Source organism: Streptomyces sp. SID5464 (assembly GCF_009862985.1).
GTDB lineage: Bacteria > Actinomycetota > Actinomycetes > Streptomycetales > Streptomycetaceae > Streptomyces > Streptomyces chartreusis_D.
In genome coordinates this window covers 1-26,650 of sequence record NZ_WWIQ01000035.1, presented here as the reverse complement: position 1 = coordinate 26,650, position 26,650 = coordinate 1, and the positions used below count along the sequence as shown (strand labels likewise).

General features: G+C 70.1%; 27 protein-coding genes and 1 tRNA gene. 14 read left to right on the top strand and 14 right to left on the bottom strand.

Going from position 1 to position 26,650, the window contains the following annotated elements:
* Positions 1–81: 81 nt before the first annotated feature.
* The 3 genes from GTY47_RS19755 to GTY47_RS19745 all read right to left on the bottom strand — a co-directional run bounded on the left by GTY47_RS19755 (position 82) and on the right by GTY47_RS19745 (position 2,932).
* On the bottom strand, positions 82–951 hold the full coding sequence (locus tag GTY47_RS19755) for a DUF4429 domain-containing protein (RefSeq protein WP_040904419.1): 870 nt from the start codon (positions 949–951) through the stop codon (positions 82–84).
* 66 nt (positions 952–1,017) lie between these two features.
* Positions 1,018–2,226, bottom strand: a complete 1,209-nt coding sequence (locus GTY47_RS19750) for an alpha/beta hydrolase (protein ID WP_010048519.1) — start codon at positions 2,224–2,226, stop codon at positions 1,018–1,020.
* Positions 2,227–2,299: 73 nt separating this feature from the next.
* On the bottom strand, positions 2,300–2,932 hold the full coding sequence (locus GTY47_RS19745; RefSeq protein WP_010048518.1) for a TetR family transcriptional regulator: 633 nt from the start codon (positions 2,930–2,932) through the stop codon (positions 2,300–2,302).
* A gap of 115 nt (positions 2,933–3,047) precedes the next feature.
* Between GTY47_RS19745 and GTY47_RS19740 the strand changes: the two genes are divergently transcribed.
* Both GTY47_RS19740 and GTY47_RS19735 read left to right on the top strand, forming a co-directional pair.
* Positions 3,048–4,673, top strand: a complete 1,626-nt coding sequence (locus GTY47_RS19740) for an MFS transporter (RefSeq protein WP_029181775.1) — start codon at positions 3,048–3,050, stop codon at positions 4,671–4,673.
* A 234-nt stretch (positions 4,674–4,907) separates the two neighbouring features.
* A complete protein-coding gene (locus GTY47_RS19735) occupies positions 4,908–5,219 on the top strand; it encodes a hypothetical protein (RefSeq protein ID WP_010048516.1) in 312 nt (103 codons plus the stop codon).
* A 69-nt stretch (positions 5,220–5,288) separates the two neighbouring features.
* Here GTY47_RS19735 and GTY47_RS19730 read toward each other — a convergent pair whose 3' ends face one another.
* Complete coding sequence (locus GTY47_RS19730) at positions 5,289–6,023, bottom strand: potassium channel family protein (protein WP_010048514.1); 735 nt, start codon at positions 6,021–6,023, stop codon at positions 5,289–5,291.
* An 83-nt stretch (positions 6,024–6,106) separates the two neighbouring features.
* Entirely contained in the window at positions 6,107–8,854 is a 2,748-nt protein-coding gene (gene aceE, locus GTY47_RS19725; protein ID WP_010048513.1) for a pyruvate dehydrogenase (acetyl-transferring), homodimeric type, read from the bottom strand.
* Between the two features lie 448 nt (positions 8,855–9,302).
* Between aceE and GTY47_RS19720 the strand changes: the two genes are divergently transcribed.
* From GTY47_RS19720 to GTY47_RS19695, 6 genes are all read left to right on the top strand, one after another.
* Positions 9,303–9,740, top strand: coding sequence for a DUF3052 domain-containing protein (locus tag GTY47_RS19720; RefSeq protein ID WP_010048512.1), 438 nt, complete (start codon positions 9,303–9,305; stop codon positions 9,738–9,740).
* 133 nt (positions 9,741–9,873) lie between these two features.
* Positions 9,874–10,332, top strand: a complete 459-nt coding sequence (locus GTY47_RS19715) for a peroxiredoxin (protein WP_010048511.1) — start codon at positions 9,874–9,876, stop codon at positions 10,330–10,332.
* A 147-nt stretch (positions 10,333–10,479) separates the two neighbouring features.
* Positions 10,480–11,055 (top strand): calcium homeostasis/redox stress adaptation protein, encoded by a 576-nt coding sequence (locus GTY47_RS19710; RefSeq protein WP_010048509.1) that lies wholly within the window; start codon positions 10,480–10,482, stop codon positions 11,053–11,055.
* A 120-nt stretch (positions 11,056–11,175) separates the two neighbouring features.
* Entirely contained in the window at positions 11,176–11,751 is a 576-nt protein-coding gene (locus GTY47_RS19705) for a TerD family protein (protein WP_010048507.1), read from the top strand.
* A gap of 125 nt (positions 11,752–11,876) precedes the next feature.
* Positions 11,877–13,022, top strand: a complete 1,146-nt coding sequence (locus GTY47_RS19700; RefSeq protein ID WP_010048506.1) for a DUF475 domain-containing protein — start codon at positions 11,877–11,879, stop codon at positions 13,020–13,022.
* A 130-nt stretch (positions 13,023–13,152) separates the two neighbouring features.
* Positions 13,153–13,890 (top strand): hypothetical protein, encoded by a 738-nt coding sequence (locus GTY47_RS19695; RefSeq protein WP_010048505.1) that lies wholly within the window; start codon positions 13,153–13,155, stop codon positions 13,888–13,890.
* A 46-nt stretch (positions 13,891–13,936) separates the two neighbouring features.
* On the opposite strand, the gene GTY47_RS19690 is transcribed toward GTY47_RS19695, so the two are convergent.
* Positions 13,937–14,905, bottom strand: coding sequence for a TerD family protein (locus tag GTY47_RS19690; RefSeq protein WP_010048504.1), 969 nt, complete (start codon positions 14,903–14,905; stop codon positions 13,937–13,939).
* Positions 14,906–15,134: 229 nt separating this feature from the next.
* Here GTY47_RS19690 and GTY47_RS19685 point away from each other — a divergent pair, with 229 nt between their 5' ends.
* The 3 genes from GTY47_RS19685 to GTY47_RS19675 all read left to right on the top strand — a co-directional run bounded on the left by GTY47_RS19685 (position 15,135) and on the right by GTY47_RS19675 (position 19,759).
* Complete coding sequence (locus tag GTY47_RS19685) at positions 15,135–16,301, top strand: HpcH/HpaI aldolase/citrate lyase family protein (protein ID WP_010048503.1); 1,167 nt, start codon at positions 15,135–15,137, stop codon at positions 16,299–16,301.
* A 63-nt stretch (positions 16,302–16,364) separates the two neighbouring features.
* A complete protein-coding gene (locus GTY47_RS19680; RefSeq protein WP_010048502.1) occupies positions 16,365–18,947 on the top strand; it encodes a phosphoribosyltransferase in 2,583 nt (860 codons plus the stop codon).
* Positions 18,947–19,759 (top strand): hypothetical protein, encoded by an 813-nt coding sequence (locus GTY47_RS19675; RefSeq protein ID WP_010048501.1) that lies wholly within the window; start codon positions 18,947–18,949, stop codon positions 19,757–19,759. The genes GTY47_RS19680 and GTY47_RS19675 overlap by 1 nt, the downstream gene beginning before the upstream one ends.
* Here the strand turns inward: GTY47_RS19675 and GTY47_RS19670 are convergent.
* From GTY47_RS19670 to GTY47_RS19655, 4 genes are all read right to left on the bottom strand, one after another.
* The gene (locus tag GTY47_RS19670) at positions 19,677–20,411 is read right to left on the bottom strand and encodes a DedA family protein (protein ID WP_010048499.1); all 735 of its coding nucleotides are present in this window, start codon (positions 20,409–20,411) and stop codon (positions 19,677–19,679) included. The genes GTY47_RS19675 and GTY47_RS19670 overlap by 83 nt on opposite strands.
* 56 nt (positions 20,412–20,467) lie before the next feature.
* Positions 20,468–20,692 (bottom strand): zinc ribbon domain-containing protein, encoded by a 225-nt coding sequence (locus GTY47_RS19665; protein WP_010048498.1) that lies wholly within the window; start codon positions 20,690–20,692, stop codon positions 20,468–20,470.
* A 22-nt stretch (positions 20,693–20,714) separates the two neighbouring features.
* Positions 20,715–22,118 carry a hypothetical protein gene (locus GTY47_RS19660; protein ID WP_010048497.1) on the bottom strand — a complete coding sequence of 468 codons (1,404 nt, stop codon included), beginning with the start codon at positions 22,116–22,118 and terminating at the stop codon, positions 20,715–20,717.
* A 75-nt stretch (positions 22,119–22,193) separates the two neighbouring features.
* Positions 22,194–23,054, bottom strand: coding sequence for a DUF4097 family beta strand repeat-containing protein (locus GTY47_RS19655; protein ID WP_010048496.1), 861 nt, complete (start codon positions 23,052–23,054; stop codon positions 22,194–22,196).
* Between the two features lie 200 nt (positions 23,055–23,254).
* On the opposite strand from GTY47_RS19655, the gene GTY47_RS19650 reads away from it, so the two are divergent.
* Positions 23,255–23,326, top strand: a tRNA-Val gene (locus GTY47_RS19650).
* A gap of 81 nt (positions 23,327–23,407) precedes the next feature.
* Here GTY47_RS19650 and GTY47_RS19645 read toward each other — a convergent pair.
* Positions 23,408–23,950: a hypothetical protein gene (locus GTY47_RS19645; RefSeq protein ID WP_040904418.1), complete on the bottom strand. Its 543-nt coding sequence runs from the start codon at positions 23,948–23,950 to the stop codon at positions 23,408–23,410.
* A 152-nt stretch (positions 23,951–24,102) separates the two neighbouring features.
* Here GTY47_RS19645 and GTY47_RS19640 point away from each other — a divergent pair, with 152 nt between their 5' ends.
* Positions 24,103–24,543, top strand: a complete 441-nt coding sequence (locus GTY47_RS19640; protein WP_078603002.1) for a DUF6153 family protein — start codon at positions 24,103–24,105, stop codon at positions 24,541–24,543.
* A 106-nt stretch (positions 24,544–24,649) separates the two neighbouring features.
* On the top strand, positions 24,650–25,312 hold the full coding sequence (locus tag GTY47_RS19635) for a DUF305 domain-containing protein (RefSeq protein ID WP_010048492.1): 663 nt from the start codon (positions 24,650–24,652) through the stop codon (positions 25,310–25,312).
* A 10-nt stretch (positions 25,313–25,322) separates the two neighbouring features.
* Here the strand turns inward: GTY47_RS19635 and GTY47_RS19630 are convergent, their stop codons facing one another.
* From GTY47_RS19630 to GTY47_RS40315, 3 genes are all read right to left on the bottom strand, one after another.
* Positions 25,323–25,676 carry a hypothetical protein gene (locus tag GTY47_RS19630; RefSeq protein WP_010048491.1) on the bottom strand — a complete coding sequence of 118 codons (354 nt, stop codon included), beginning with the start codon at positions 25,674–25,676 and terminating at the stop codon, positions 25,323–25,325.
* A gap of 105 nt (positions 25,677–25,781) precedes the next feature.
* The gene (locus GTY47_RS19625) at positions 25,782–26,300 is read right to left on the bottom strand and encodes a hypothetical protein (protein ID WP_010048490.1); all 519 of its coding nucleotides are present in this window, start codon (positions 26,298–26,300) and stop codon (positions 25,782–25,784) included.
* Positions 26,297–26,650: hypothetical protein (locus tag GTY47_RS40315; RefSeq protein WP_010048489.1), on the bottom strand; the 354-nt coding region annotated here is incomplete at its 5' end. The genes GTY47_RS40315 and GTY47_RS19625, both read right to left, overlap by 4 nt.

Here is a 26,650-nt window from a genome sequence, read left to right as displayed (position 1 = left end):
ACTGCGCGACCGGCCACGAAGCCCCCGCACCCGCCGGCGCGCAGCACCCCGCACCCGCCGGCGCGCAGCACCCCGCAGACGCTAAAGCTCCGCCAACAACTCAGCCTTTTTGACCGAAAACTCCTCATCGGTCACCAACCCGGCCTGATGCAGTTCACCAAGGTGCCGAATCCGCTCGGCGATGTCCGCGGGATCACGCCGCGGCCCGGCCGCGGAAACCGCCGCCACCGGACTCGACGCCCGCACCGCCGCCAACACCGCCGCGGCGAACGGCAGTGACTCGTGCACAGGTCCGTACCCCAACCCGAACACCACCGCGGCGGGATCCTGGTCGGCCTGCGCGGCAGCCCCCGCGCCGGTCCCCGACCCGTCGCGCCGCAGCAACCGCAGATGCCCCTCGAAGACCTCGGGTGACCGCCACTCCACCCCGTTCAGCTCCCCGACGGAGAAACTCTGGTCCCCGGCCTTCCACTTCGCCGACGACGCCCCCGTCCAGAACCACCGGAAGTTCACGGTCCGCCCGTCGAACGAGGCCTTCCCGTCGTACGCCTTGAACGACAAGGGCCCCTTCGGCGGCTCCACGAGGAACCGCTCCGCCGGCCCGGACTCCGTCAGCAGCGACCGCAACTCGTCGGCGTAGTACTCCGCGAGGACCTCCCGCTCGGCGGGCAGCACCAGCCGGTAGGGATCGCCGCTGTCCTTGAGCTGTCCGGCGGCGGCCTCCATCAACGGATCCGCACCGGGCCGCGGCTCGACGCGCAGCACCACCGTGCCGCGCTTGCCGCGCGTCAGCGTCACCCCGGCGATCGCCTCCAGGGGCACACGACGCTCCCCCAGCGCCTGGAAGAGCTTGGGTGTTCGAATCCCCCGCTCGTAACGGATGAGCACGGAGTCGGACTCGAACTCCCAGGCGGCATGAAATCCGGCCAGTACGTCACCCATGCGGCTCATCGTATGCGGCACGCGCTCCTCCGTCCCCCTCCCGAGCAGACCGCAGTTCCTTCGCCTCTACGCGCGTCAGGCCGCGGCCGTGCCGGACAAACCGGTCCGGCAGACGCCGTCTTCGTGCGCGCAGTGCACCGAGCGGTATGCGCCAACGCCGATCTCTGCGAAATTCATCAGACTTGCCGTACCCGGCTCGAAGTAGCCGGCGTGACCCTTCGCACCCTGCGCCGACAGCACCCGCGCACCGAACCCGGCGGACACCGGGTCGGCCCCGTGGCCCAGCCCGCCGACCTCCAGGTACGGCACGTCCTGGATCCAGTCGTCGGCGTCCCGCATCGCCCACACCCGGGCGGTGGTGTGCAGTTGGGCGGCCTTCTCGACACGCATGCCGGGGCTGCCGGCCACCGCGATGTCGGACACCCGGCCCGGCAGCGAGTGCGCGGCGACGCCGCACACCACGGAGCCGTAGCTGTGACAGAACAGCGAGACCGGCGTGCTGCCCGGCAGCGCCCGCACCAGCGCGTTCAGCCGTACGGCCCCCTCCTCGGCACGCAACCCCGTGGCCGAGTCGATGCCGAGTCCGCTGGGTGCCGTGTAGTCGGCCCAGGCGATCACGGCCGTACGGGTCGCGGGGCTCGCTGTCCGCTCGGCCGCGTACAGGGACTCGGCCATGCCGACGGGCGCCGAGTACTTGCGCTGGGTGCGCTGGAAGGTGAGCAGGTTGGTGTCCACACCGGGTACGACGACCGAGACCCGGTCCGCCTCACGCAGGTCGCCGAAGACCTCCGCCACCCGTCCCGAGCCCTCGGGGTCGAAGGCGAGGATGTGGCGGCCCTTCTCCATGAGGTCGTCGAAGCGGTGCATCCGGCGGGCGGCCTCGTGCTTCCCGGCCGGGGTGAGACGGTTGTCGTGCATGCGTTCCCGCTCGACCTTGCGTGCCTGGGCGAGCGCGACGCGGTTGGCGCGGTAGCGCAGTTCGACCGGGGCGCCGTTCATGTTGCCGACCGCGAGCGGGTACTCGCGGACCAGGCTCGCGCGGTCCCGCTCGGTGAGCGAGGCGAAGAAGCGGGCCAGCCTCGTCGGCTGGGACTGCGGGTCCGGCAACCGGTGACCGCCGATCCGGCCGTGCTCCCAGGCGGACAGCGAGGCCTGGAGCGGCGTGTCGCCCCGCTGGTTGCGCAGGGCCGTCCAGCCGGTGGTCGCCAGCATCACGAACACGACGGCCAGAGCGAGCAGTGCGCGCCAGACGTTGAGCTGCGGGGTGGTGTCGAAGGAAGTCACTGAAAGGACACACTAGGAGAACGAGAGGGTCTCGCGTTAACCAAGTGACCGGGATCACGTTTCGGTGAATGTGCTAAGGGGACTGCTCCGTACGCCAGTTCCCGGCCAGGGCCGGACCCACCTGATCGAGGTAAGTGGCGGTCAGTTGGCGCATTCCTTCGAGGGTGAGGTCGTCCCCCGCGGACCAGAGTCGCTCGGTGACACGAATCACCCCGCCGAAGAGGGCCACGATGATTCTGGGCCGCGGATCCGCGTCCACGTCGAGCCCCTCGCGCTCCGCGATGATGCGGGCGAGTTCCTCCTCCAGTTCCGCCGCGCGCCGCAGATGGGCGGCGAGCAGCGCGGGCGTCGACTCGATCACCCGGTAGACGCGCATGTGCAGCTCGACCGGCACGATCTCCTCGATCGTCTCGCTGATCGTGTCCCAGCTCTCCAGCACGGCCCGGCGCAGCGCCTCCAGCGGGGCCTCACCCGGCGGGCGGGCCCGTACGGCCTCGACGACCTGCGTCTCGGCGAGCCGCGGCACGTAGAACGCCGTCTCCTCCTTGCCGGCGAAGTAGCGGAAGAAGGTGCGCTGCGAGACGTCGACGGCGGCGGCGATGTCGTCGACGGTCGTCTCCTCGTACCCGCGCGTGACGAACAGTTCCAGGGCGGCCCGCAGCAGCGCGTCCCGGGTGCGCTGTTTCTTGCGTTCGCGCAGGTTCAAGTGATGCCTCTCTCTTTCAGTGTTTGCCCAGTTCAGGCTATAGGGAAGTGGTGTGTCAGTTACCGACTTGTGAATTGGTTTGTCAATTGTCAGTGGCTGTCATTAGCCTCGAAGCATGACTAGTCAGACCACCATCGACACGACGGGGTCGGGGGGCAAGGCACCGGCGACGCCGTCGGGCGCGACGCCGGGCAAGGGGCTGCGAGGGCACCCCTGGCTCACCCTCATCACCGTCGCTGTGGGGGTCATGATGGTGGCCCTCGACGGCACCATCGTGGCCATAGCCAACCCCGCGATCCAGAAGGACCTCGGCGCCACCTTCGCCCAGGTCCAGTGGATCACCAACGGATACTTCCTCGCCCTCGCGGTCTCCCTGATCACCGCGGGCAAGCTCGGCGACCGCTTCGGTCACCGGCAGACCTTCCTCATCGGCGTCGTCGGCTTCGCCGCCGCCTCGGGTGCCATCGGTCTGTCCGACAGCATCGCGCTGGTCGTCACCTTCCGCGTTCTCCAGGGCCTCTTCGGCGCGCTGCTGATGCCGGCCGCGCTCGGTCTGCTGCGGGCCACCTTCCCGGCCGAGAAGCTCAACATGGCGATCGGCATCTGGGGCATGGTCATCGGCGCGTCCACCGCCGGCGGCCCGATCCTCGGCGGCGTGCTCGTCGAACACGTCAACTGGCAGTCGGTGTTCTTCATCAACGTGCCGGTCGGTGTCCTCGCCGTCGTCCTCGGCGTCTGGATCCTCCTCGACCACCGCGCGGAGAACGCCCCGCGCTCCTTCGACATCCTGGGCATCGCCCTGCTGTCGACCTCCGTGTTCTGCCTGGTGTGGGCGCTCATCAAGGCCCCGCCGTCCGAGTGGGGCTGGGGCGACGCCAAGACGCTGGCGTTCCTCGGCGCCTCCGTGCTGGGCTTCGCGCTGTTCGCCTTCTGGGAGACGAAGGTGAAGGAGCCGCTGATCCCGCTCGCGCTGTTCCGCTCCGTGGCGCTGTCCGCGGGCGTCGTGCTCATGGTCCTGATGGCCATCGCCTTCATGGGCGGCCTGTTCTTCGTGACGTTCTACCTCCAGAACGTGCACGGGATGAGCCCGATCGACGCGGGTCTGCACCTGCTGCCGCTCACCGGCATGATGATCGTCGGCTCGCCACTCGCCGGCGCGATGATCACCAAGTTCGGCCCCCGCGTCCCGCTCGCCGGCGGCATGGCGCTCACCGCGATCGCCATGTACGGGATGTCCACGCTGGAGACGGACACCGGCAGCGGCATCATGTCGCTCTGGTTCGCCCTGCTCGGCCTCGGCCTCGCGCCGGTCATGGTCGGCGCGACCGAAGTCATCGTCGGCAACGCCCCGATGGAGCTGTCGGGCGTGGCGGGCGGTCTTCAGCAGGCCGCCATGCAGATCGGCGGCAGCCTCGGTACGGCCGTGCTGGGCGCCGTGATGGCGTCCAAGGTCAACAGCGACCTCGCGGGCAACTGGGAGAAGGCGGGGCTTCCGCCGCTGACGCCGGGGCAGGAGCACCAGGCGTCCGAGGCCGTCCAGGTCGGTGTCCCGCCGGTGGCGCCGGGCACGCCGGACGCGATCGCCGCGAAGATCACGGGCGTCGCGCACGACACGTTCATCTCCGGCATGAGCGCGGCGTCCCTCGTGGCCGCCGGTGTCGCCGTGGTGGCGGTGCTGGTTGCGTTCCTCACCAAGCGCGGTGAGAACGCGGGCGCCGGCGCGGGCGCGGCGCACATCTGACGGTCCGATCCGGGTGTTCGCCTATCAGGGTGAACAAGGCCGCTGACCACTCCCCTCCGGCGGGCCTCGCAGGTCACAGTGGGTCAAGTCCTCCGCAGGGCATGGAGGACGGACGCTGCGGCGCGCTGCCGGAGGGGGGCAGCGCGCAAGCAGCGGGATTGAGGCCCGATGTGGGGGTACTCGCCATGTCGTACCCGAACCGAACCCCAACCGACTGAGGGTTTACGGGAGTTGATGATGGCGAGCTTCGGACACGGTACGCGCAGGCACCCCCGCTCACGTGGCCGGACGTGGTCACGGACCGGGCCGGATCGCGCGACGCTCGGAATCATCGGAGTCATCTGCGCGGTCGCCGGATTCTTCGTGCTGGGGATCATCCTCGGCCCCGTGGCGATCGTCTGCGGCTGGCTCGCCATGGGCCGCACCTGGGCGGGCTCCCGCCCGGCCACGGCCGTGGTCGCCCTGGTCCTGGGCGCCATCGACACGCTCCTGGCCGTCATCTGGCTGGCCGGAGCGACGACCCCGGGCAACGGCATGCTGTTCTGACCCCATGCCGTCCCCGCCCGGGGAAGTGAGGGAGGGGCCCCCGGCGTCAGCCGGGGGCCCACCTTCATGTCACCTCACCGACGTTTCCTTCAGCGCCGCCAACTCCCCCCGCAGCGCCCGTACCTCCTCCGTCAGCTCCCGGATCGCCTCCGTCTGCCGCCGCTCCTCCACATCGTCCTTCTCGAACCGCGCGATGAACCACGCCGCGATGTTCGCCGTCACCACACCCAGCAGGGCGATCCCGGACAGCATCAGCCCCACCGCGAGCATCCGCCCCAACCCGGTCGTCGGCGCATGATCCCCGTACCCCACGGTCGTCATCGTCGTGAACGACCACCACACCGCGTCACCCAGCGTCCGGATGTTCCCGTCCGGCGCGTCCCGCTCCACCGACAGCACCGCCAGCGACCCGAACATCAGCAGACCGACCACCGCACCGGCGACATACGTCGTGAGCCTTATCTGCGAGGCCATCCGCGCCCGCTGCCCGACCAGCAGCAGCGTCGACACCAGCCGCAGCAACCGCATCGGCTGAAGCATCGGCAGCACCACCGCGCCCAGGTCGAGCCAGTGCGTCCGTACGAACACCAGCCGCTGCTCGGCGAGCGCGAGCCGTATGGCGTAGTCGAGCGCGAACGCGCCCCACACCACCCACTCGACGGCCGTGCACACCTCCACCACGTCCCGGCTCGCGTCGGGCCGGACGATCGGCACGGCGTAGGCGACGGCGAACGCCAGGGCCAGGCCGAAGAGGGGGCGCTGCGTGTGCTGTTCCCAACGGTGTCGGGCCGACTGCTGCTGCATGGCCGAATCGTAGAAAACGTGAAGGGGTGGTGTGCCCACGGTGTACCCGTGAGGCTCACCACCCCTTGACAGGGTCTGACGAGTTACGCGTCGCCGCCCGCGACCCCCGGGTCGGCCGCCGACACGTCGAGCAGCTGGTACCGGTCGATGGCCTGCTTGAGCACCGACCGGTCGACCTTGCCCTCACGGGCCAGCTCGGTGAGCACCGCCACCACGATCGACTGCGCGTCGATGTGGAAGAAGCGGCGGGCAGCGCCCCGCGTGTCCGCGAACCCGAAACCGTCCGCGCCGAGCGACTGGTACGTCTGCGGCACCCAGCGCGCGATCTGGTCCGGAACCGATCGCATCCAGTCGGACACGGCCACGACCGGGCCCTGCGCATCGGCCAGCTTCCGCGTCACGTACGGCACCCGCTGCTCCTCCTCGGGGTGCAGCAGGTTGTGCTCCTCGCAGGCCACGGCCTCGCGCCGCAGCTCGTTCCAGGAGGTCGCCGACCAGACGTCCGCCTTGACGTTCCACTCCTCGGCCAGGACCTTCTGCGCCTCGACCGCCCACGGCACCGCGACACCCGACGCCATGATCTGCGCCGGGATCGAGCCGGCCGTGCCCTCGCTGAAGCGGTAGACGCCCTTGATGATGCCCTCGACGTCCACGTTCTCGGGCTCGGCCGGGTGCTGGATCGGCTCGTTGTAGACCGTCAGGTAGTAGAAGACGTCCTCGCCGTGCGGGTGCTCCTCGGAGCCGCCGTACATCCGGCGCAGGCCGTCCTTCACGATGTGCGCGATCTCGAAGCCGAACGCCGGGTCGTACGCCACGCAGCCGGGGTTCGTGGAGGCCAGCAGCTGCGAGTGGCCGTCGGCGTGCTGGAGGCCCTCACCGGTCAGGGTCGTCCGGCCGGCGGTCGCGCCCAGGACGAAACCGCGGGCCAGCTGGTCGGACATCTGCCAGAACTGGTCGCCGGTGCGCTGGAAACCGAACATCGAGTAGAAGACGTAGACCGGGATCAGCGGTTCGCCATGGGTCGCGTAGGCCGAGCCGGCGGCGATCAGGGACGCCGTGCAGCCCGCCTCCGAGATGCCGTCGTGCAGCATCTGGCCGTGCGGCGCCTCCTTGTAGGCGAGCAGCAGGTCACGGTCGACCGATTCGTACTGCTGGCCGAGCGGGTTGTAGATCTTCGCGCTCGGGAAGAACGAGTCCATGCCGAACGTGCGGTACTCGTCCGGCGCGATCAGCACGAACCGCTTGCCGATCTCCTTGTCCCGCATGAGGTCCTTGAGCAGGCGCACGAAGGCCATCGTCGTGGCGATCGACTGCTGGCCCGAACCCTTCTTCACGGTCGCGTACGTCTTGTCCTCGGGCAGCGGCAGCGGCTTGGACCGCACGACGCGCGTGGGGACGTAACCGCCGAGCCCCCTGCGGCGGTCGTGCATGTACTGGATCTCTTCCGAGTCCCGGCCCGGGTGGTAGTACGGCGGCACGCCGGACTCCAGCTCCTTGTCCGAGATCGGCAGGTGCAGGCGGTCGCGGAAGCGCTTGAGGTCGTCGACCGTCAGCTTCTTCATCTGGTGCGTGGCGTTGCGGCCCTCGAAGTTCGGGCCCAGCGTCCAGCCCTTGATCGTCTTGGCGAGGATCACCGTCGGCTGGCCCTTGTGCTCCACGGCCGCCTTGTACGCCGCGAAGATCTTCCGGTGGTCGTGACCGCCGCGCCCCAGGTGCAGGATCTGGTCGTCGGTCATGCCCTCGACCATCGCGCGCAGGCGGTGGTCGTCACCGAAGAAGTGGTCCCGGATGTACGCGCCCGTCTCCGTGGCGTACGTCTGGAACTGTCCGTCCGGCGTGGTGTTCATCTTGTTGACCAGCACGCCGTCGCGGTCCTGGGCGAGCAGCGGGTCCCAGGTGCGGTCCCACACCAGCTTGATCACGTTCCAGCCGGCGCCGCGGAAGATCGACTCCAGCTCCTGGATGATCTTGCCGTTGCCGCGCACCGGGCCGTCGAGGCGCTGGAGGTTGCAGTTGACGACGAACGTGAGGTTGTCCAGGCCCTCGCGGGCGGCGATGGACAGCTGGCCCAGCGACTCCGGCTCGTCCATCTCGCCGTCGCCGAGGAACGCCCACACGTGCGACTTCGAGGTGTCGGCGATCCCGCGCGCGTGCATGTAGCGGTTCATCCGCGCCTGGTAGATCGCGCCGATCGGGCCGAGGCCCATCGACACCGTCGGGAACTCCCAGAAGTCCGGCATGAGGCGCGGGTGCGGGTACGACGACAGGCCGTACGGCGCCTTGGACTTCTCCTGGCGGAAGCCGTCCAGGTGCTGCTCGCTGAGCCGGTCCAGCAGGAAGGCGCGGGCGTAGATGCCCGGCGAGGCGTGCCCCTGGAAGAAGACCTGGTCGCCGCCGTCGCCCTCGTCCTTGCCGCGGAAGAAGTGGTTGAAGCCGACGTCGTAGAGGGAGGCGGAGGACGCGAACGTGGCGATGTGACCGCCGACGCCGATGCCGGGGCGCTGGGCCCGGGACACCATCACCGCCGCGTTCCAGCGGGTCGCGTTGAGGATCTTCCGCTCGATCTCCTCGTTGCCGGGGAAGAACGGCTCGCTCTTGGTGGGGATGGTGTTGACGTAGTCCGTGCTGCGCATCTCCGGCACGGCCACGCGCTTCTCGCGGGCCCGCTCGATCAGCCGCAGCATCAGGTAACGGGCGCGCTCCCGGCCGCGCTCGTCGACAGCGGCGTCGAGGGAGTCGAGCCACTCCTGCGTCTCTTCGGGATCGAAGTCAGGAACCTGACTCGGAAGGCCGCCAATGATGATCGGGTTGCGATCGGATGCGGAAGCCACGCTGTTCCTTACCTGTCAGAGGGCCTGCGAGGGCCGCTGTTTCGCTGTGGTCGCTGGGCGTTGTCGCTTGGGCCGCGCCGCTCCCCATGGTCCACCTCGGGGCCGTAAACGTCATCTCTACCCAGCGGTAACCCGGGCGTGGGACCGGCTCCGTGACGTATGGGGCGAATACCTTCGAGTCTCGTACCCGCAGACGATTCCCAAACGCCCAAACAGGGCAGAAAGGTGTGGTGTGCGTCACCTCGGACCATGATGGTGTGCCTGGAGTTGCGGTGACACCGCCAGGATCGTCACCGTTTCGGCGGTCTGAACGGCCGGGTACTTGCGCGATCCGCCCCGCCCGTGTGGACTACGGCCAATGCTTCGCGCACGCGCGTGGCTGAGATTCCCCCGAGCTCACAGGAGCAGGGGGAAACCGACATCCCAAGAAATGATCAGGAGGCAACCCGTGAGCGCGACCGCGGACCACGCGGAGGAGCGGACGAACCCTGCCGCCAGGCTGGGGTTCCAGCCCGGGCAGGTGGTCCAGGAGATCGGCTACGACGACGACGTGGACCAGGAACTCCGCGAGGCCATCGAGGGCATCGTCGAGGGCGACCTGGTGGACGAGGACTACGACGACGTGGCCGACGCCGTTGTGCTGTGGTTCCGTGACGACGACGGCGACCTGACGGATGCGCTGGTCGATGCCACCACGTACATCGAAGAGGGCGGCGCGATCCTGCTCCTCACGCCGAAGACCGGCCGTTCGGGCTATGTGGAGCCGAGCGACATCTCGGAAGCCGCCACCACGGCGGGTCTGACGGCGTCCAAGAGCGTCAGCGTCGGCAAGGACTGGAGCGGCAGCCGGCTGGCGACGCCGAAGGCCGCCAAGTCGAAGCGTTAGCCGTACGACACGTCCACGCGTCAGCCGTACGGACGGGGCGGGCCGGCATCGTCGGCCCGCCCACCGGTCTGCGCCGGTCCCTGCGTAGGGTGGGGCCCATTCGAGAAGCCCCACCGAAGGGACACCCACAACGATGGCGATCCAGGTCGGCGAGAAGGCCCCCGACTTCGAGCTCAAGGACAACCACGGCGCGAGCGTCAAGCTGTCCGACTTCCGCGGTCGGAAGAACGTGGTGCTGCTCTTCTACCCCTTCGCCTTCACCGGCGTCTGCACGGGCGAGCTGTGCGAGCTGCGGGACAACCTGCCGCAGTTCTCCGACCGCGACACCCAGCTGCTCGCCGTCTCCAACGACTCCATCCACACGCTGCGCGTCTTCGCCGAGCAGGAGGGCCTGGAGTACCCGCTGCTGTCGGACTTCTGGCCGCACGGCAACGTCTCGCGCGCCTACGGCGTCTTCGACGAGGACAAGGGCTGCGCCGTGCGCGGCACCTTCGTCATCGACAAGGAGGGCGTCGTGCGCTGGACGGTCGTCAACGGCCTGCCGGACGCGCGCGACCTGAACGACTACGTGAAGGCGCTCGACACCCTGTGACGCCGGTCGGGCGTCATGCGCTCGACACCCGCTGATTTGTCGGCTCCAGGGCCTGCGAGGGGCGGGAACCCGTCACTAGGATCGACTCGTTGATCCGACATCCGAGCACAACGGGGCATCCCGCCCCTGGACACCAATGGAGGACTCGTGGGAGTCAGCCTCAGCAAGGGCGGCAACGTATCGCTGACCAAGGAGGCGCCGGGCCTGACCGCGGTCATCGTCGGTCTGGGGTGGGACGTCCGCACCACGACCGGCACCGACTTCGACCTGGACGCCAGCGCGCTGCTGCTGAACAACTCCGGCAAGGTCGCCAGCGACCAGCACTTCATCTTCTTCAACAACCTCAAGAGCCCGGACGGCTCCGTCGAGCACACCGGCGACAACCTCACCGGTGAGGGCGAGGGCGACGACGAGCAGATCAAGGTCGACCTCGCCACGGTTCCGGCCGACGTCGAGAAGATCGTCTTCCCGGTCTCCATCTACGACGCCGAGACCCGCCAGCAGTCCTTCGGCCAGGTCCGCAACGCGTTCATCCGCGTCGTGAACCAGGCCGGCGGCGCCGAGATCGCCCGCTACGACCTGAGCGAGGACGCCTCCACCGAGACCGCCATGGTCTTCGGTGAGCTCTACCGGCACGGCGCGGAGTGGAAGTTCCGCGCCATCGGCCAGGGCTACGCCTCGGGCCTGCGCGGCATCGCGCAGGACTTCGGCGTGAACGTCTGAGCCATCCGAAGGGCCCTGACGACAGGGCCCCAGGTCTTCCTGTCCGGCGCCGCACGGTTTACGTGCGGCGCCGGACGTGCAGGACCACCTGAGAAACACCACCCGGGGAGGGACAGCATCATGGGCGTCACGCTCGCCAAAGGGGGCAACGTCTCCCTGTCCAAGGCCGCACCGAACCTCACGCAGGTGATGGTCGGGCTCGGCTGGGACGCGCGCTCCACCACCGGAGCCCCTTTCGACCTCGACGCCAGCGCGCTGATGTGCAGCGGCGGGCGCGTGCTCGGGGACGAGTGGTTCGTGTTCTACAACCAGCTCAAGAGCCCGGACGGATCCGTGGAGCACACCGGTGACAACCTCACCGGCGAGGGCGACGGCGACGACGAGTCACTGCTGATCGACCTCTCCAAGGTGCCGCCCCAGTGCGACAAGATCGTCTTCCCCGTCTCCATCCACATGGCCGACGAGCGGAACCAGACCTTCGGCCAGGTCAGCAATGCCTTCATCCGTGTGGTGAACCAGGCGGACGGCCAGGAACTCGCCCGTTACGACCTCAGCGAGGACGCCTCCACGGAGACCGCGATGATCTTCGGCGAGGTCTATCGCTACCAGGGCGAATGGAAGTTCAGGGCCGTCGGTCAGGGGTACGCGTCGGGGCTGCGGGGCATCGCACTGGACTTCGGGGTCAACGTCTCGTAACGCGATATGAGCAAAACTCGGGGCCCGGTGGGGTGCGAAGGGGGGACGACTAGACTTCGGCTTCAAAAGTTCGTAAAGCCGGGTACGGCGCGGGGGAGCCCCGTACACACACGATTGGGTAGCCAGTGGTTCTGAAAACCTTCGGGTGGTCGTTCGCGGTCACCGCGCTCGGCCTGGTCGCGGCGGTCCTGTTCGGCGGGTGGACCGCGCTCGGCATCGTCGCGATCCTCTCCGTCCTCGAGATCTCGCTGTCCTTCGACAACGCGGTGGTCAACGCCGGGATCCTGAAGAAGATGAATGCCTTCTGGCAGAAGATCTTCCTCACGATCGGCATTCTGATCGCCGTCTTCGGTATGCGTCTGGTCTTCCCCGTCGTGATCGTCGCGATCAGCGCCAAGATGGGCCCGATCGAGGCCGTCAACCTCGCTCTGAACGACAAGGAGCAGTACCAGCAGCTGGTGACGGACGCCCACCCGGCGATCGCCGCGTTCGGTGGCATGTTCCTGCTGATGATCTTCCTGGACTACATCTTCGAGGACCGGGACATCAAGTGGCTCGCCTGGCTGGAGCGCCCGCTGGCCAAGCTCGGCAAGGTCGACATGCTGTCGGTCTGCATCGCGCTGATCGTCCTGCTGATCTCGGCGATGACCTTCGCGGCCAACGCCCACCAGCACGGCGGCGCGCACGTCGACAAGGCGGAGACCGTCCTGCTCTCCGGCATCGCGGGTCTGATCACGTACATGATCGTCGGTGGTCTCTCCGGCTACTTCGAGGACAAGCTCGAAGAGGAGGAGGAACGCGAGCACGAGGCGGAGGAAGAGGCCGAGCGCAGCGGCAAGCCCCGCTCCGCGGTCCAGCTGGCCGGCAAGGCCGCCTTCTTCATGTTCCTCTACCTCGAGGTCCTGGACGCGTCCTTCTCCTTCGACGGCGTGATCGGCGCCTTCGCCATCACCAACGACATCGTCCTGATGGCCCTCGGCCTCGGCATCGGCGCCATGTACGTCCGGTCGCTGACCGTCTACCTGGTCCGCGAGGGCACCCTCGACGACTACGTCTACCTGGAGCACGGCGCCCACTACGCCATCGGCGCCCTCGCCATGGTCCTCCTCGTCACCATCCAGTACGAGATCAACGAGTTCATCACCGGCTCCATCGGCGTCGTCCTGATCGGCGCCTCCTTCTGGTCCTCCGTGCGCCGCAACCGCGCCCTGGCGGCCGCCGAGGGAAAAGCCGGCTCGGACGAGAAGACTGAGGTCTCGTCCGGGGTGTGACACCCCTCCGGGTGAGGAACGCTCTGTGCGGGGCGGCCACCGAGGCGACTCCTCGGCGGCCGCCCCGTCGGTCGTCAAGGGCCGTGGGTACGGCGAGGACCCGCGGTCACCAAGGGAACGTGGGGGCGGAATGGGCCTGTTCGACGGACTTCGGCGTGGGCGCGACGTGCAGTTCGACTCGGGGCACGCGGCAACCAACGCGATCGAACTGACCAAGCGGCGCGCGCAGATATCACTCACCAAACAGGACGCGGCCACCGGCCATCTCCGGGTCAATCTCAGCTGGCGGATGCGCACGTCCGACATCGGCGGCCCGCAGCGCGAGAGCTTGCTGCGGCACCCCTTCAGGGCCCTCAAGCCGCCGGAGGTCATCGGCCACAGCCAGAGCGTGGTCAACGTCGACCTCGACCTGGGCTGTCTGTACGAACTCCAGGACGGCAGCAAGGGCGTCGTCCAGCCCCTCGGCGGCTACTTCGGTGACGTCAACGCCCCGCCGTACGTCAAACTCAGCGGCGACGACCGCTTCGGCTCCGCGTCCGGCGAGACGATGTACATCAACCTCGACCACCGCGACAGCATCAAGCGGCTCCTGGTCTTCGTCTACATCTACGACCAGACACCCGCGTTCGACCGCGCCCACGCCATCGTCACGCTCTACCCGAGCAACGGCCCCCGCATCGAGATCCACCTCGACGAACGCCAGCCGCAGGCCCGCTCCTGTGCCGTCGTCATGATCGAAAAGGTCAAGGACGAGATCATCGTGCGCCGCGAGGTGAAGTTCGTCTACGGGTTCCAGGCCGAGCTGGACCGGCTGTACGGGTGGGGGCTCCAGTGGGGCCGGGGCTACAAGACGAAGGTCGAGCGCTGAGGGCCGGGCCGAGGCCCGGCCCCGCGGGTGTCGGCCCTGGGTCCCGCTAGCGTCCGATGAACTGCGGGCCCTGCGGGGGCAGGCGGAAGTCCGGGTCGAGGGCCGCGACCGCGACCGGCTCGGGGTAGCCGTAGCCGGACTGCGCGCCCGTGACGCCCGCCGTCGCCGGTGCCTGGGGGTAGCCGTACGCGGGCTGGCTGGTGGGCTGCGGGTAGCCGTACGCCGGCTGGGTGGCCGGGGGCTGCTGGGGCGGATAGCCGTACGCGGGCTGTGCGGGCACCGCGGTCGGCTGCTCCGGCGGCAGCGGCCGGGACACCTCGGGGGAGGGCCGGGCCGCGGCCGGGGCCTGCTGGGTGGGAGCGGAGGTCGCGGGCTGTGCCGGGTCGGCGGTCGTCGGCTGCGCGGGGTCGGAGGTCGTGGACCGGGCCGGGCCGACCGTGGCCGGCTGCCCGGCCGTCTCCTCCATCGCCTCCGACTCGTCCACCGAGATGCCGTAGTCGGTCGCGAGCCCCTGAAGCCCGTTCGAATAGCCCTCGCCCAGCGCCCGGAACTTCCAGCCCTCACCACGCCGGTACAGCTCGCCGCAGATCAGCGCGGTCTCCTGGCCCGTCTCCGGCTTGACGTCGAAGTACGCCAGAGCCTCCGCGCCCGTGGCCGCCGCGTCGTACAGCAGAATGCGCAGTGCCCGTACGCGGTCGAACGTGACGCCGTCCGCCGAAGCGACCAGCAGAATCCGGCTGACTCCCGACTCGACACCGGCGAGATCCGTCTGGATCGTGTCGGTCAGGCCCTCGGCGACCCGCTTCTTGCCGAGCCGCCACACCTTCCCGGAAGGGTGCCGGGGCTGGTTGTAGAAGACGAAGTCCTCGTCGGAGCGCACATGTCCGTCGGGGCCGAGGAGCAGCGCGGAGGCGTCGACGTCCGGAACCCCCTGCCCGGGTGTCCAGCGCAGCACGGCGCGCACCGTGGTGGCTTCCAGCGGGACGTTCGACCCCTTCAGCATCGCGTGCGTCATGCGGTCATCCTGCCTTCTCGGTCCTGCTCACGACAACGCGGGGCCCGGGGTGCCACGAGCGGCGCCGACGGCTCTCGCGGACTACCGTCGTCATGGCAGGGCCCGGCTGTGCTTGCCCGCGTTACCTGAAATTCATGCCTGACGGGAACCTCTGCCATGGACTTCTACGTACTATTACCGGCCAGCTTTCGACGATTCGCAGGTCGCACAACCACCACGGGGGAGTTCCATGCGTCATTTCGGGCACGTCGCCCCTGAGGTGCGGAAGCGGCTCTTCCACCGCGAGCCGTGCACCTTCACCGCGGATTCGCCGGCCCGGCTGCTCTCGGCCGCCCTCGGCGCCACGCTCTACAGCCCGGCCACCCGGACCCGCCTCGCCGACGACATCCTCAAGCAGGCCGGTCGTGGCGTGGTCTCCATGGTCCTGTGCCTGGAGGACTCGATCGACGACGCGGAGGTCGGCCCGGGCGAGGAGAACCTCGTCCGTCAGCTCACGGCCCTCGCCGACCGCCCGGACGCGGACCTGCCGCTGCTCTTCATCCGGGTCCGCGTCCCCGAGCAGATCCCCGACCTGGTACGACGCCTCGGGCCCGCCGTCCGGCTGCTGTCCGGATTCGTACTGCCGAAGTTCACCGAGGAACGCGGCATCCCCTTCCTCGAGGCACTGGCGACCGCCGAGGCCGACGGCGGACAGCGTCTTTTCGCCATGCCGGTGCTGGAGTCGCCGGAGCTGCTCTACCGCGAGTCGCGCGTGGCGACCCTGGAGGGCATCTCCCGGGCGGTCGACAAGTACCGCGACCGCGTACTCGCCCTGCGCCTCGGCGTGACGGACTTCTGCTCCTCCTACGGGCTGCGCAGAGGCCCCGACATGACGGCCTACGACGTGCAGATCGTCGCCTCCGTGATCGCCGACGTGGTGAACATGCTGGGTCGCGTCGACGGGACCGGCTTCACCGTGACCGGGCCGGTGTGGGAGTACTTCCGGGTCCAGGAGCGCATGTTCAAGCCGCAGCTGCGGCAGAGCCCCTTCCTGGAGGTGCAGGCCGCGGAGCTGCGCGAGAAGCTGATTGAGCACGCCATGGACGGCCTGCTCAGGGAGATCTCCCTGGACCACGCCAACGGACTGCTGGGCAAGACCTGCATCCACCCCTCGCACGTGCTGCCCGTGCACGCCCTGTCGGTCGTCAGCCACGAGGAGTTCTCGGACGCCCAGGACATCCTGCGCCCCGAGCGCGGCGGCGGGGGTGTGCTGAGGTCGGCGTACACGAACAAGATGAACGAGGTGAAGCCGCATCGGGCCTGGGCCGAGCGGACCCTGCTGCGTGCCGAGGTTTTCGGCGTGGCGAACGAGGACATCGGCTTCGTGGAGCTGCTCGCGGCCGGCTTGCGCGACTGAACGCACGGCACCCGAGGAACGCAGGCTCGCCGGTGAGACCGGCGACTTCGACGCAGGGAATTCATGGAGAAGGCAGTGAACGAGGGGGTGCACCAGCAGGTGCGCGACGGGGACGGCGACGGCGACGCGGTGCGGGCCGGGACGGCCGGCGGTGCCGACGGCGTCTGGTCGGGCAGCTGGGTCGCCGAGCGGCTCGGCGTCGAGCTCATCGGCGACGACCGGCTGACCGGCCTGCTGGGACTGGCCCTGCGCCGCAACCCCAAGCGGGCACACCTGCTGGTGTCGAACGTGCTCGGCAAGCACGTCCCGCAGTCGCCGTCCGTGGTCTACGGTCACGGCTTCGAGCTGGGCCGCCGCGTGCGTGAACTGCTGGGCCCCGACGAGGCGCGCCGCGCGGTCGTCCTCGGCTACGCGGAGACCGCCACCGGCCTCGGCCACTCCGTCGCCGACGGTCTGGGTTCCGCCCCCTACCTGCACTCCACCCGCCGCCCCGTCGCCGGTCTCGCCCCGGCCGGCGGCTTCGAGGAGTCCCACTCGCACGCGACCTCCCACCTGCTGCTGCCGGAGGACCCCGCGCTGCTCACCGGCGACGGACCGCTGGTCCTGGTCGACGACGAGTTCTCCACGGGGAACACGGTGCTGAACACCGTCCGGGATCTTCATGAGCGGTATCCGCGGCGGCGGTACGTCGTGGTGGCGCTGGTGGACATGCGGTCGGTGACGGATGCGGGGCGGCTGGAGGAGTTTGCGCGGGAGATCGGCGCGCGGGTGGACCTGGTCGCGGCGGCCTCGGGGGCGGTGCGGCTGCCCGAGGGGGTGCTGGAGAAGGGGCAGGAGCTGGTGGCGCGGTACGAGGCCCCCCTGGGGGCGCGGGGAACTGCGCGAGCAACCCCCACCGGCCCGCACCCGGACGACGACGGCACCGACCCCACCGTCGGCCGCGTGGACCTGCACTGGCCCCGCGACCTGCCGGACGGCGGACGGCACGGGTTCACCCCCGCGCACCGGGAGCTCCTGGAGGACGCCCTCCCCGCGATGGCCCGCCGCCTGGCGGAGGCACTGCCCGCCAACGCCCGCCGCGTACACATCCTCGGCTTCGAGGAGCTGATGTACGCCCCGCTCAGGCTCGCCCGCGAGCTGGAGCGGACCACCGATGTCGAGGTCCGCTACTCCACCACCACCCGTTCGCCCGTCCTCGCCGTCGACGACCCCGGCTACGCGATACGCACCCGCCTGGTCTTCCCCGCCCACGACGACCCCGCCGACGGCCCGGGCGAGCGGTACGCCTACAACGTCGCGGGTGCCGGCTTCGACGCCGTGGTCGCCGTCGTCGACTCGGTCGCGGACACGCCCGCGCTGCACGCGCCCGGCGGCCTGCTGGCCCAGCTCGCCGCGCACACGCCGCGGGTCCTCCTCGCCGTCGTGCCGTCGTACACCCCCGGGACCCCGCCCGTCCGCGAGATCCCGTATGCCTCTGAAAGGCCCTCCATGCTGCCCGAGCCCCTCCGCGGCCCCGCCTTCTCCTCGTACGCGCCCGAGGAGGTCGGCTGGCTGCTCCAGGACCTCTCGGACGTGACGCTGGAGGCGCCGACCGAGGAGCGCGAGGAGGCGATCCAGCGCGGCGGCGCGCACTACGCCGAGTCGCTGCCCGTGGAGTACCAGCCGAGCGAGCAGTACCAGAAGTTGTTCCACGCCGCACTGGAGGACTCGGCGGCCCGCATCGCCCAGGCGGTCGGCGTGGTCACCGAGACGGTCCTGGCCGAGCGGTCGCCCCGCCCGGTCCTGGTCTCCCTGGCCCGTGCGGGGACACCCGTCGGCATCCTGATGCGCCGCTGGGCCCAGCACCGGCACGGCCTCGACCTGCCGCACTACGCCGTGTCGATCGTCCGCGGCCGCGGCATCGACGCCAACGCGCTGCGCTGGCTCGCCGAGCACCACGACCCCCGGGACGTCGTCTTCGTCGACGGCTGGACCGGCAAGGGCGCCATCACCCGCGAACTCGCCCAGGCCCTGGAGGAGTTCGAGAAGTCCGACGGCATCACCGGCTTCAGCCCCGAGATCGCGGTCCTCGCCGACCCCGGCTCCTGCGTACGGACCTACGGCACCCGCGAGGACTTCCTCATCCCCTCCGCCTGCCTCAACTCGACCGTGTCCGGCCTGATCTCGCGGACCGTGCTGCGCGCGGACCTGGTCGGCCCGCACGACTTCCACGGCGCCAAGTTCTACCGCGAACTCGCCGGCACCGACGTCTCGGTGACCTTCCTGGACGCCGTGTCCGCCCGCTTCCCCGAGGTCACGGACGCGGCCTGCGCCCAGGCCAAGGAGCTGCTCGCCGCCGACCGCTCGCCCACCTGGGAGGGCTGGGCCGCCGTCGAGCGCATCAGCGAGGAGTACGGCATCCACGACGTGAACCTCGTCAAGCCCGGCGTCGGCGAGACCACCCGGGTGATGCTGCGCCGCGTGCCCTGGAAGGTCCTGGCGCGCGCCGGGGCGGGCAGTGACCTCGACCACGTACGTCTGCTGGCCGAGCAACGCGGCGTACCCGTCGAGGAGGTGGCCGAACTGCCCTACACCTGCGTCGGCCTGATCCACCCCAGGTACACCAGGGGCGCGACCGGCGCCGACGGCAAGGCGGTGACGGTCTGATGCCCGCACTCGTCGCGAGCGACCTCGATCGCACCCTGATCTACTCCGCTGCGGCCCTGGCGCTGACCATGCCGGACGCACGGGCGCCCCGGCTGCTGTGTGTGGAGGTGCACGAGAGCAAACCGCTGTCGTACATGACGGAGACGGCGGCCCAGCTCCTCACCGACCTGGGCGACGCGGCCGTGTTCGTGCCGACGACGACCCGCACGCGCAAGCAGTACCTGCGCATCAACCTGCCGGGCCCCGCGCCCACCTACGCGATCTGCGCGAACGGCGGCCACATCCTGGTGGACGGAGTGTCCGACCCCGACTGGCACGCACAGGTGACCGCGCGGCTGGCCGACCAGTGCGCGCCCCTGGCCGAGGTGCAGGAACACCTGCTCAGGGCGGCCGACCCGGTCTGGGTGCGCAAGCACCGCGTCGCCGACGACCTCTTCGCCTACCTCGTCGTCGAGCGTGAACTGCTGAACGAGGACTGGGTGAAGGAACTCGCGGTCTGGGCGGAGAACCGCGGCTGGACCGTGTCCCTCCAGGGGCGCAAGATCTACGCCGTGCCCAAGCCGCTCACCAAGAGCGCGGCGATGCGCGAGATCGCCCGTCGGACCGGCGCCGATCTCACCCTGGCCGCCGGCGACTCCCTGCTCGACGCCGACCTGCTCCTCGCGGCCGACCAGGGCTGGCGCCCGGGCCACGGGGAGCTGGCCGACACCGGCTGGACGGCTCCCGCGATCAGGGCGCTCCCCGAACGGGGCGCCCTTGCGGGGGAGCGGATCCTGCGGGAGCTCCTGCGGACGGTTCGATCTCCTCGGTGACGCTCTGGGGCCGGCCGCCCAGCCGGCGGCGGCCCGCTCCCGGTCGCAGCAGGCGCAGGACGACGAACACCAGCACCGCGAGCGCCGCCACGGCGAGGACCACCTTGGAGTAGGCGGAAACGATGTCCGTGACCTCGTGCCAGTTCGCGCCCAGGGTGTAGCCGGCGAGCACGAACGCCGTGTTCCAGATCGCGCTGCCCAGGGTGGTCAGCCCCAGGAACACCGGCAGGCGCATGCGCTCCACACCCGCCGGCACGGAGATCAGGCTGCGGAAGATGGGGATCATCCGGCCGAAGAACACCGCCTTGGTGCCGTGCCGCTGGAACCACGCCTCCGTCTTCTCGATGTCGGAGACCTTCACCAACGGCAGCCGGGCCGCCACCGCCACCGTCCGGTCACGGCCGAGCAGCGCACCGATGCCGTACAGCGCGAGCGCGCCCATCACCGAGCCGGCCGTCGTCCACAGCAGCACCGCGAGCAGGCTCATCCGCCCGCTGCTCGCGGCGAACCCGGCGAGCGGCAGGATCACCTCGCTGGGCAGCGGCGGGAACAGGTTCTCCAAGGCGATGGCGAGACCGGCACCCGGCGCGCCCAGCGCGTCCATGAGGTCGTTGACCCACTGCGGCCCGGCGTCCGCGGCGATGGCTGTCATGCCACCACGCTAGGAAACCGAAGCTGAAGGACTCCTGAGGAAACCTGAGGGAGGCGTCAGCCGCAGCAGCCGCCACCGCAGCAGCCGCCCCCACCGCCGCCGCCGGCGCGCGGCGCCGAAGCCGGGGCGGAGGCAGAGCCACCGACCGCGACCGTGGAGAGGAGCTTCACCGTGTCGTCGTGACCCGAGGGGCATGCCGCGGGAGCGGCGGACTCCGCCATGGGACGGCTGAGTTCGAAGGTGTCGCCGCAGGTCCGGCAGCGGTACTCGTAGCGAGGCATGCGCACAGGTTAACCGGCACGGTCAATGGCCGGCGGCTCCGCGTTCGTCTCGGATCCGGGAGACCACGCCGGATACGGCCCGGCGTACCGCTTCCGTTTCCGTGAGGAAGTGCCAGTAGTCGGGGTGGCGGCCGTCGAGGCCGGCGATGGCGCGTTCCAGGCGGGACACCGCCTCGTCCAACGGGCGGGCGTGGCGCGGGTCGGGGGTGTTGCGGCCGGCCATGGCGAGGCGCTGGGCGTCGCGGATGGCGAAGCGGGTGCGCTCGATCTCCTGCTGGGGGTCCTTCTGCACGGTGTTCAGGCGGTGCAGGCGGTCGCCGGCGGCCGAGACGGCTTCGTCGGTGGTGTTCAGCAGGGCTCGTACGGTCGACAGCAGGGCCGTGGCATCGGCCCAGCGCTGTTCGTCGCGGGCGGCTTGGGCCTCGGCCAGTTTCGTCTCGGCCTGGCGCACGTTCTCGGCGGCGACGTCGGGGACGCGCTGCAGGTCCTGCCAGCAGGCCACGGTGAAGCGGCGGCGCAGTTCGCTCAGGATCGGGTCGACCTGTTCGGAGCGGGTGGTGAGGGCCTGGGCGCGGGTGCGCAGGGAGACGAGCCGGTGATCGATCTCGGCGGCGCGCTCCGGCAGCCGCTCGGCCTCCACGCGGACCGCTTCGGCCCCGCGGGTGACCCGCTCGGCCCGCTCCAGGGTCTGCGGTACGCCGTGCTGACCGGCGCCCTGGTTCAGCTTGGTGAGCTCGGGAGACAGGGCGGCGAGACGGGCGGCGAGGTCGTCGGCCTTCAGGCCTGTCGCCCGTACGGAGTCGAGGGCGTTGGAGGCGGCGAGCAGGGCCTGACGGGCGCGTTCGACCGCGGGGGCGAGGCGGGCCAGCTGGGTCTCGGCCTTGCCGAGCAGCGGGCCGAGGCCGTCGGTGAACCGGTCCAGCTCCTGCTTGACCCGGCCGAGTTCCTCCTTGGCGGCGGTCAGCTCGGTGCGGGCGCGGGAGGCGGCCGAGGCCTCCAGGTCGTCGCGGTCGAGGTCGTGGGCGTCGACGGCGTTGATGTACTGGTGGCTGGCCTCGTCGATGCGCCGGCCGAGCGCGTCGAAGTCGGCGACGGCGCGCCGGGCGGCAGGGGAGTCGTCGACGGCCGTGATCGTCTCGATCGAGATGCGCAGGTCGCGCTGCGCGGTGTCGAGCTCGTAGAAGGCGGCCGCGGCGGCGTCCTTCGCGGCCTGGGCCTCGGCCCGCTGGCTCTCGGCACGACCGCCGAACCAGCGCCGGGTGCCCCCGCCCGCGAAGGCGGCGGGCAGTGCCAGCGCGGCCAGCAGGGGCAGTCCCAGCAGCGTGAGCGCGTCATGGAGCGGGCCGGGAGTACGGGGGACGCGGCGGCTCGGGCGATGTGCGCGCGGCACCGGCGGCGAGTACGGCTGCGCTGGAGTCGCCGTCACATCCCTCTCCCGTGCTGTGGTCCACCCTGCCCGGTTGTCATTCTCCCACCGGTTAAGGACGAACACACGGGCCGGTTAGTTCGCCGTTCGGACCGTCACTTTGCCGTCGCCGGTGTGGGCGGACACCACATGGGAGCTGCTCTCGTCGCGGGGGACGGACACATCCACGCCGCCGTCACCGGTCTCGGTGGTCACGCGGTAGGTGGCCTTGGGCAGCGCGATGGTCACGGAACCGTCGCCGCTGCGGGACTCGACGCAATCCGGTACGGCGCCGAGTTCCAGGCGGACCGAGCCGTCGCCGGTGTGGGTGCGGACGTCACGGGAGGAGACGTTCGCCCGGATGGATCCGTCACCGGTGCGCATCTCCAGGCGGCCGGTGGTGTCGGTGACGCGGACGGAGCCGTCGCCGGTGCGGATGTTCACAGGGCCGGTGGTGTCGGTGACGCGGACCGAGCCGTCGCCCGTGCGGATGCGCAGGGGGTCCCGGAAGCCGTGGGCGCGCACACTGCCGTCGCCGTCCTGGACCTTCACGGTGACGCCCCGCGGTACCTCGATGCGGTGCTTGGCCGAGCAGTCGACGACGAAGCCGGAGCACTTCAGCCGCAGCACCAGCCGGTCGTCCCGCATGGACCAGGTGGCCTTGGGCTCCTTGCCGACGACGACCGAGCCCTGGAACCACCGGGTGACCTCGATCCGGCCCGCCGGGTTCGAGTCGGCGGCGACGATCTCGAGGGCCGAGTGGTCGGAGTCGATGGTGAGTGTGCGGCTCTTCAGGTCGAAGGACCGGTGGTCGGGGTCGGTGTCGTCCCCGGCGGACGCGCCGCAGGCGCTGAGACCGGCGACGAGCACCACGACGGCACCGGCGACGGCGACCGCGCGGGCCGAGACTGTGCGTGTGGTGCCGGTGGTGCCGGTGGTGCGAGAGGTGCGGGCCATGACGATCTCCCCCTGGACGGACGACGAGCGCTCCCGAGCGCTCTTCGACCGTATGGATCCAGGACCCGCCGGGGGATCCGGGCCGCTCCCGGATCAAGGGTGGGGTTAACCCCCGGAGCAACCCACGGATACGGGTTTGCGGGACGGCGCCCCGGGCAATGTAGGCTGTCGACTCGTCCTGGGCGCGTGGCCCGGGAGCCGGGTGCGTAGCTCAGGGGTAGAGCGCCTGCCTTACAAGCAGGATGTCGGCGGTTCGAAACCGTCCGCGCCCACCGTACTCAAGTAGCGGGTCAGAGGCCTTTCGGAAGCCGTGGCCCTGCCGACACGTGTGGGCAGGGCCGTGGCGGCGGGGCTCAGTAGTTCGCGTTGGCGAGCAGCTCGCCGTCCTTGTCGTACACGGTCACGAGGCCGTTCCTGGACTCGTAGCACGACGTGAACGCGGAAGCGATGAGCTTGCCCTCGCCCTGGTGGGGGCCCATCAGGCCGCCGGTGAAGTCGGTGAAGACGTCCGCGGAGTCGAGGATGTCGTTGCGCTTGTCCGTGCCGGTCACCTTGGTGACGTGCTTGACCGCGGCCTTCTCGGTGTCCGTGCCGCTCTTGGCGACGCAGCTCCGGAACTGCTCGGCCTGGGATTCCTCGTCGGTCCGCTCGGGCTTCTTCGCCCCGTCGTCCTTGGGCTTGCTGTCGGCGGCGACGGCCTTGTCCTTCTTCGAGATGTCGTCGCTGTCGGCGCCTCCGCCGCTCGTGGCGACGCCGGCGATGACGAAGAGGGCGATGATGCCCGCGCAGCCGAGGCCCGCGATCTTCCCGACGCTGCGCTTCTTCGGCGGCTGGGGCGGGTAGGGCTGGGTCGGCTGCTGCGGCTGCTGCGGCTGCTGCGGGTGCTGCTGGCTCATGGGTTCCACCTCGAGATCATTCGTGTCGTGCGGGTGCATGACCTCGGGAGGCGGAGCGCAGTTGTAGAAGGGCGAACGAGTTCACTCGATCGGGTCGCGGACGGCCGCACGCCTGCCGGGGGCCCGCATGTCCGTACGGGCCGCCCCCTAGGATGAGCATCGTGAACAGTTCCCTTCAGCGCGCCCCGCGACCCGCCGTGCGGCGGTGGCATGTGGTGTGCGTGCTGGGGCTGTTGGCGGGGCTGCTGGGGATGCACGGGCTGGCGCCCGGGGGTGGTCTCCCGCAGCAGGAGCACATGCTCCAGACGCGTACGCAGCAGACGCACGTCCAGGCCGTGGCGTACGGGCACGGGCAGTCCGGCCCGCACGGTTCCGAGGCGCAGGACGGGCACTGCGGTGGCGGGCATGTCCAGCACGCGGATGCGACCTGTGCCTCGGGTGCCGTCGGGGGCGGGCCGGTGCTGCCCTCGCTGGTCGCCGACCCCGTTTCCCGGTGTGGGCCGGAGGACGTCGTACGGGCGTGCGCGGTGGTGGAACCGGACGGTGCACGCGCCCCGCCCTCACTCGCAGAACTCCAGCTTCTGCGGATTTAGACACCTCGTACGCACCGTGTCGGCGCCAGTGCCGGCGCCGGGGCGGTGCGTCGCCGTGTCCGCAATCCGCAGTAGGAGCAGTAGCAGCAGAAGCTGGAGTTCACGTATGAGCAGTGTTCGGAACCTCACCCGCCGGGGCGTTCTCGTCGCGGTGACCGTCGGCGCCGCGGTCGTCCTCGCCGCCTGCGGCGGGGACGGTGACAGCGGCGGCAGCGGTAGTGGCAGCGGCCACGACGCGCACGCCTCCGCCTCCCCGTCCGCCGGTGACGAGACCGGTACCGCCGCCGGTGCCCACAACGCCCAGGACGTCTCCTTCGCGCAGGGCATGATCCCGCACCACCGGCAGGCGCTGGAGATGGCGCGGCTGGCCGACGGCCGGGCCTCCTCCGGGGCGGTCAAGGACCTCGCCGACCGGATCGAGAAGGCACAGGACCCGGAGATCAGGACCATGACCGGCTGGCTGAAGGCCTGGGGCGAGGACGTCCCCGAGGCCGGGGGCGGCATGGACCACTCGGCCTCGGGTCACTCCGGGATGCCCGGGATGATGGGCGACGAGGACATGGCCCAACTGGAGAAGTCCTCGGGCAAGGCCTTCGACCAGAAGTTCCTGACCCTGATGGTCGAGCACCACGAGGGTGCGGTGGAGATGGCCACCACGGAGAAGAGCAAGGGCCGTTACGGACCTGCCAAGGCCATGGCCGACGACATCGTCACCGCCCAGAACGCCGAGATCAGCGAGATGAACAAGCTCCTCGGCAAGAGCGGCTGACGTTCAGCTGCTACGGGGCTCCGTCGGTCTCCTCCGGCGGAGCCCCGTGCGCGTGCTTCAGCTGCGAGCGGGCCGCCACCCGCTCGGGGCCGGTGAGTTCGGACCAGTAGCGGTGGGTGCTGACGAACACCGCGAGCTCGTGTTCCCGGCGCCGGAGCTTCTCCACTTCGGCCTGTTCGTCGGCGGTCCAGCCGGGGGAGGCGGGGCGCTCCACCTTGCGCCAGCCGTTGTCGTCGCTGAAGCCGTCCAGTGGTTCGACCGACCAGGGGAGTCGCTTCAGCAGGGCCGACAGTTCGGCCCGGACCTGATGGAGTTCCTCCTGACCGGCGAGGAGGTCACTCGGAAAGTCATAGGTCGTTGCCACGACCCAATGATACGCCTGTTCGAATTGAGCGGGCGAGTTCGTTCCCGTGGTTCATGCGAACGGGGACCCTACGGGGGCGGCGGTTGCCGAAGGCGCAGCCTGCTGTCACGGAATGGGCGGAGGCTGCGCCTGTCCGGCGGCGTTCGTCGTGCCCCGGGCGCTCCTGGCCACTGCCCTCATGTCCTCACTGTCGCTGCGCCGCAGCACGTAAAGCTTGCCCATCGCTATCAGGCTGGGACCGCACAGCATGATCGCGAGCCACCACACGTCCCTGGCGACATAGATGCCGGCGCCGAGCATGGCGATGCTGATCACGGCGCCCACGTACAAACCCGTCATCCAGAGCGCGTGCTGGCGCTTCTCGCGCGCCAGCCGTAGCTCGCGCTCCGCGGCGGCCTTGGCGTTCTCGTCCTTGCGCAGGGCCGCCTCCCGCTGCATGTCCAGATGCCTGAGCCGGATCTGGTGATCCCGCTTCAGCTGTGGTTCCAGGGCGGCCAACGCGACTTTGAGTTGCTCCGGTCCGCCGAGGGCGGCACCCCACTTCATGGCGATCTCCAGACCCACCGAGACGACGAGGTCGTCTGGCGGGAGGGGCGGAGCGCCGCTGCTTTCTTCCACACTCACTGCCGCGCGCCTCCGTCACCGCTTCCTGCTGGGTCGTACACGGGTGCTGTCGGTTCGGGAGGCGGTCCGAGGCGGGCGAAGAGCCGGGCGAGGGCGTGCTCGAGCTCACCCGCTGCCCTGGCTACCGTGTCGGCCTCGTCCTGGCTGTGCGGCGCGTACTCGCGCAGTAACTCAGCCGCCGCAAGCCCCGGTTCCGCGAAGGCGTCGCCGCTGGATGCGGCGCCCCGGGCGTCGCTGCCCTCGTGGGTTGTTCCGGGCCGGCCGTGCGGTACCGGGAGATATGCGGAGGTCAGCGCTCTGCGCAGCCGGTACTCGTCCAGTGGCCCGGAGAACGCCATGCCCTGCCCGTG

What these genes read in the sequence shown, in the direction of transcription:
- GTY47_RS19755 (WP_040904419.1), bottom strand. Translation starts at nt 951, where the DNA reads ATGAGCCGCATGGGTGACGTACTGGCCGGATTTCATGCCGCCTGGGAG.
- GTY47_RS19740 (WP_029181775.1), top strand. Translation starts at nt 3,048, where the DNA reads ATGACTAGTCAGACCACCATCGACACGACGGGGTCGGGGGGCAAGGCA.
- GTY47_RS19735 (WP_010048516.1), top strand. Translation starts at nt 4,908, where the DNA reads ATGATGGCGAGCTTCGGACACGGTACGCGCAGGCACCCCCGCTCACGT.
- GTY47_RS19730 (WP_010048514.1), bottom strand. Translation starts at nt 6,023, where the DNA reads ATGCAGCAGCAGTCGGCCCGACACCGTTGGGAACAGCACACGCAGCGC.
- GTY47_RS19715 (WP_010048511.1), top strand. Translation starts at nt 9,874, where the DNA reads ATGGCGATCCAGGTCGGCGAGAAGGCCCCCGACTTCGAGCTCAAGGAC.
- GTY47_RS19705 (WP_010048507.1), top strand. Translation starts at nt 11,176, where the DNA reads ATGGGCGTCACGCTCGCCAAAGGGGGCAACGTCTCCCTGTCCAAGGCC.
- GTY47_RS19695 (WP_010048505.1), top strand. Translation starts at nt 13,153, where the DNA reads ATGGGCCTGTTCGACGGACTTCGGCGTGGGCGCGACGTGCAGTTCGAC.
- GTY47_RS19690 (WP_010048504.1), bottom strand. Translation starts at nt 14,905, where the DNA reads ATGACGCACGCGATGCTGAAGGGGTCGAACGTCCCGCTGGAAGCCACC.
- GTY47_RS19685 (WP_010048503.1), top strand. Translation starts at nt 15,135, where the DNA reads ATGCGTCATTTCGGGCACGTCGCCCCTGAGGTGCGGAAGCGGCTCTTC.
- GTY47_RS19680 (WP_010048502.1), top strand. Translation starts at nt 16,365, where the DNA reads ATGGAGAAGGCAGTGAACGAGGGGGTGCACCAGCAGGTGCGCGACGGG.
- GTY47_RS19675 (WP_010048501.1), top strand. Translation starts at nt 18,947, where the DNA reads ATGCCCGCACTCGTCGCGAGCGACCTCGATCGCACCCTGATCTACTCC.
- GTY47_RS19670 (WP_010048499.1), bottom strand. Translation starts at nt 20,411, where the DNA reads ATGACAGCCATCGCCGCGGACGCCGGGCCGCAGTGGGTCAACGACCTC.
- GTY47_RS19665 (WP_010048498.1), bottom strand. Translation starts at nt 20,692, where the DNA reads ATGCCTCGCTACGAGTACCGCTGCCGGACCTGCGGCGACACCTTCGAA.
- GTY47_RS19655 (WP_010048496.1), bottom strand. Translation starts at nt 23,054, where the DNA reads ATGGCCCGCACCTCTCGCACCACCGGCACCACCGGCACCACACGCACA.
- GTY47_RS19645 (WP_040904418.1), bottom strand. Translation starts at nt 23,950, where the DNA reads ATGAGCCAGCAGCACCCGCAGCAGCCGCAGCAGCCGCAGCAGCCGACC.
- GTY47_RS19640 (WP_078603002.1), top strand. Translation starts at nt 24,103, where the DNA reads ATGAGCATCGTGAACAGTTCCCTTCAGCGCGCCCCGCGACCCGCCGTG.
- GTY47_RS19635 (WP_010048492.1), top strand. Translation starts at nt 24,650, where the DNA reads ATGAGCAGTGTTCGGAACCTCACCCGCCGGGGCGTTCTCGTCGCGGTG.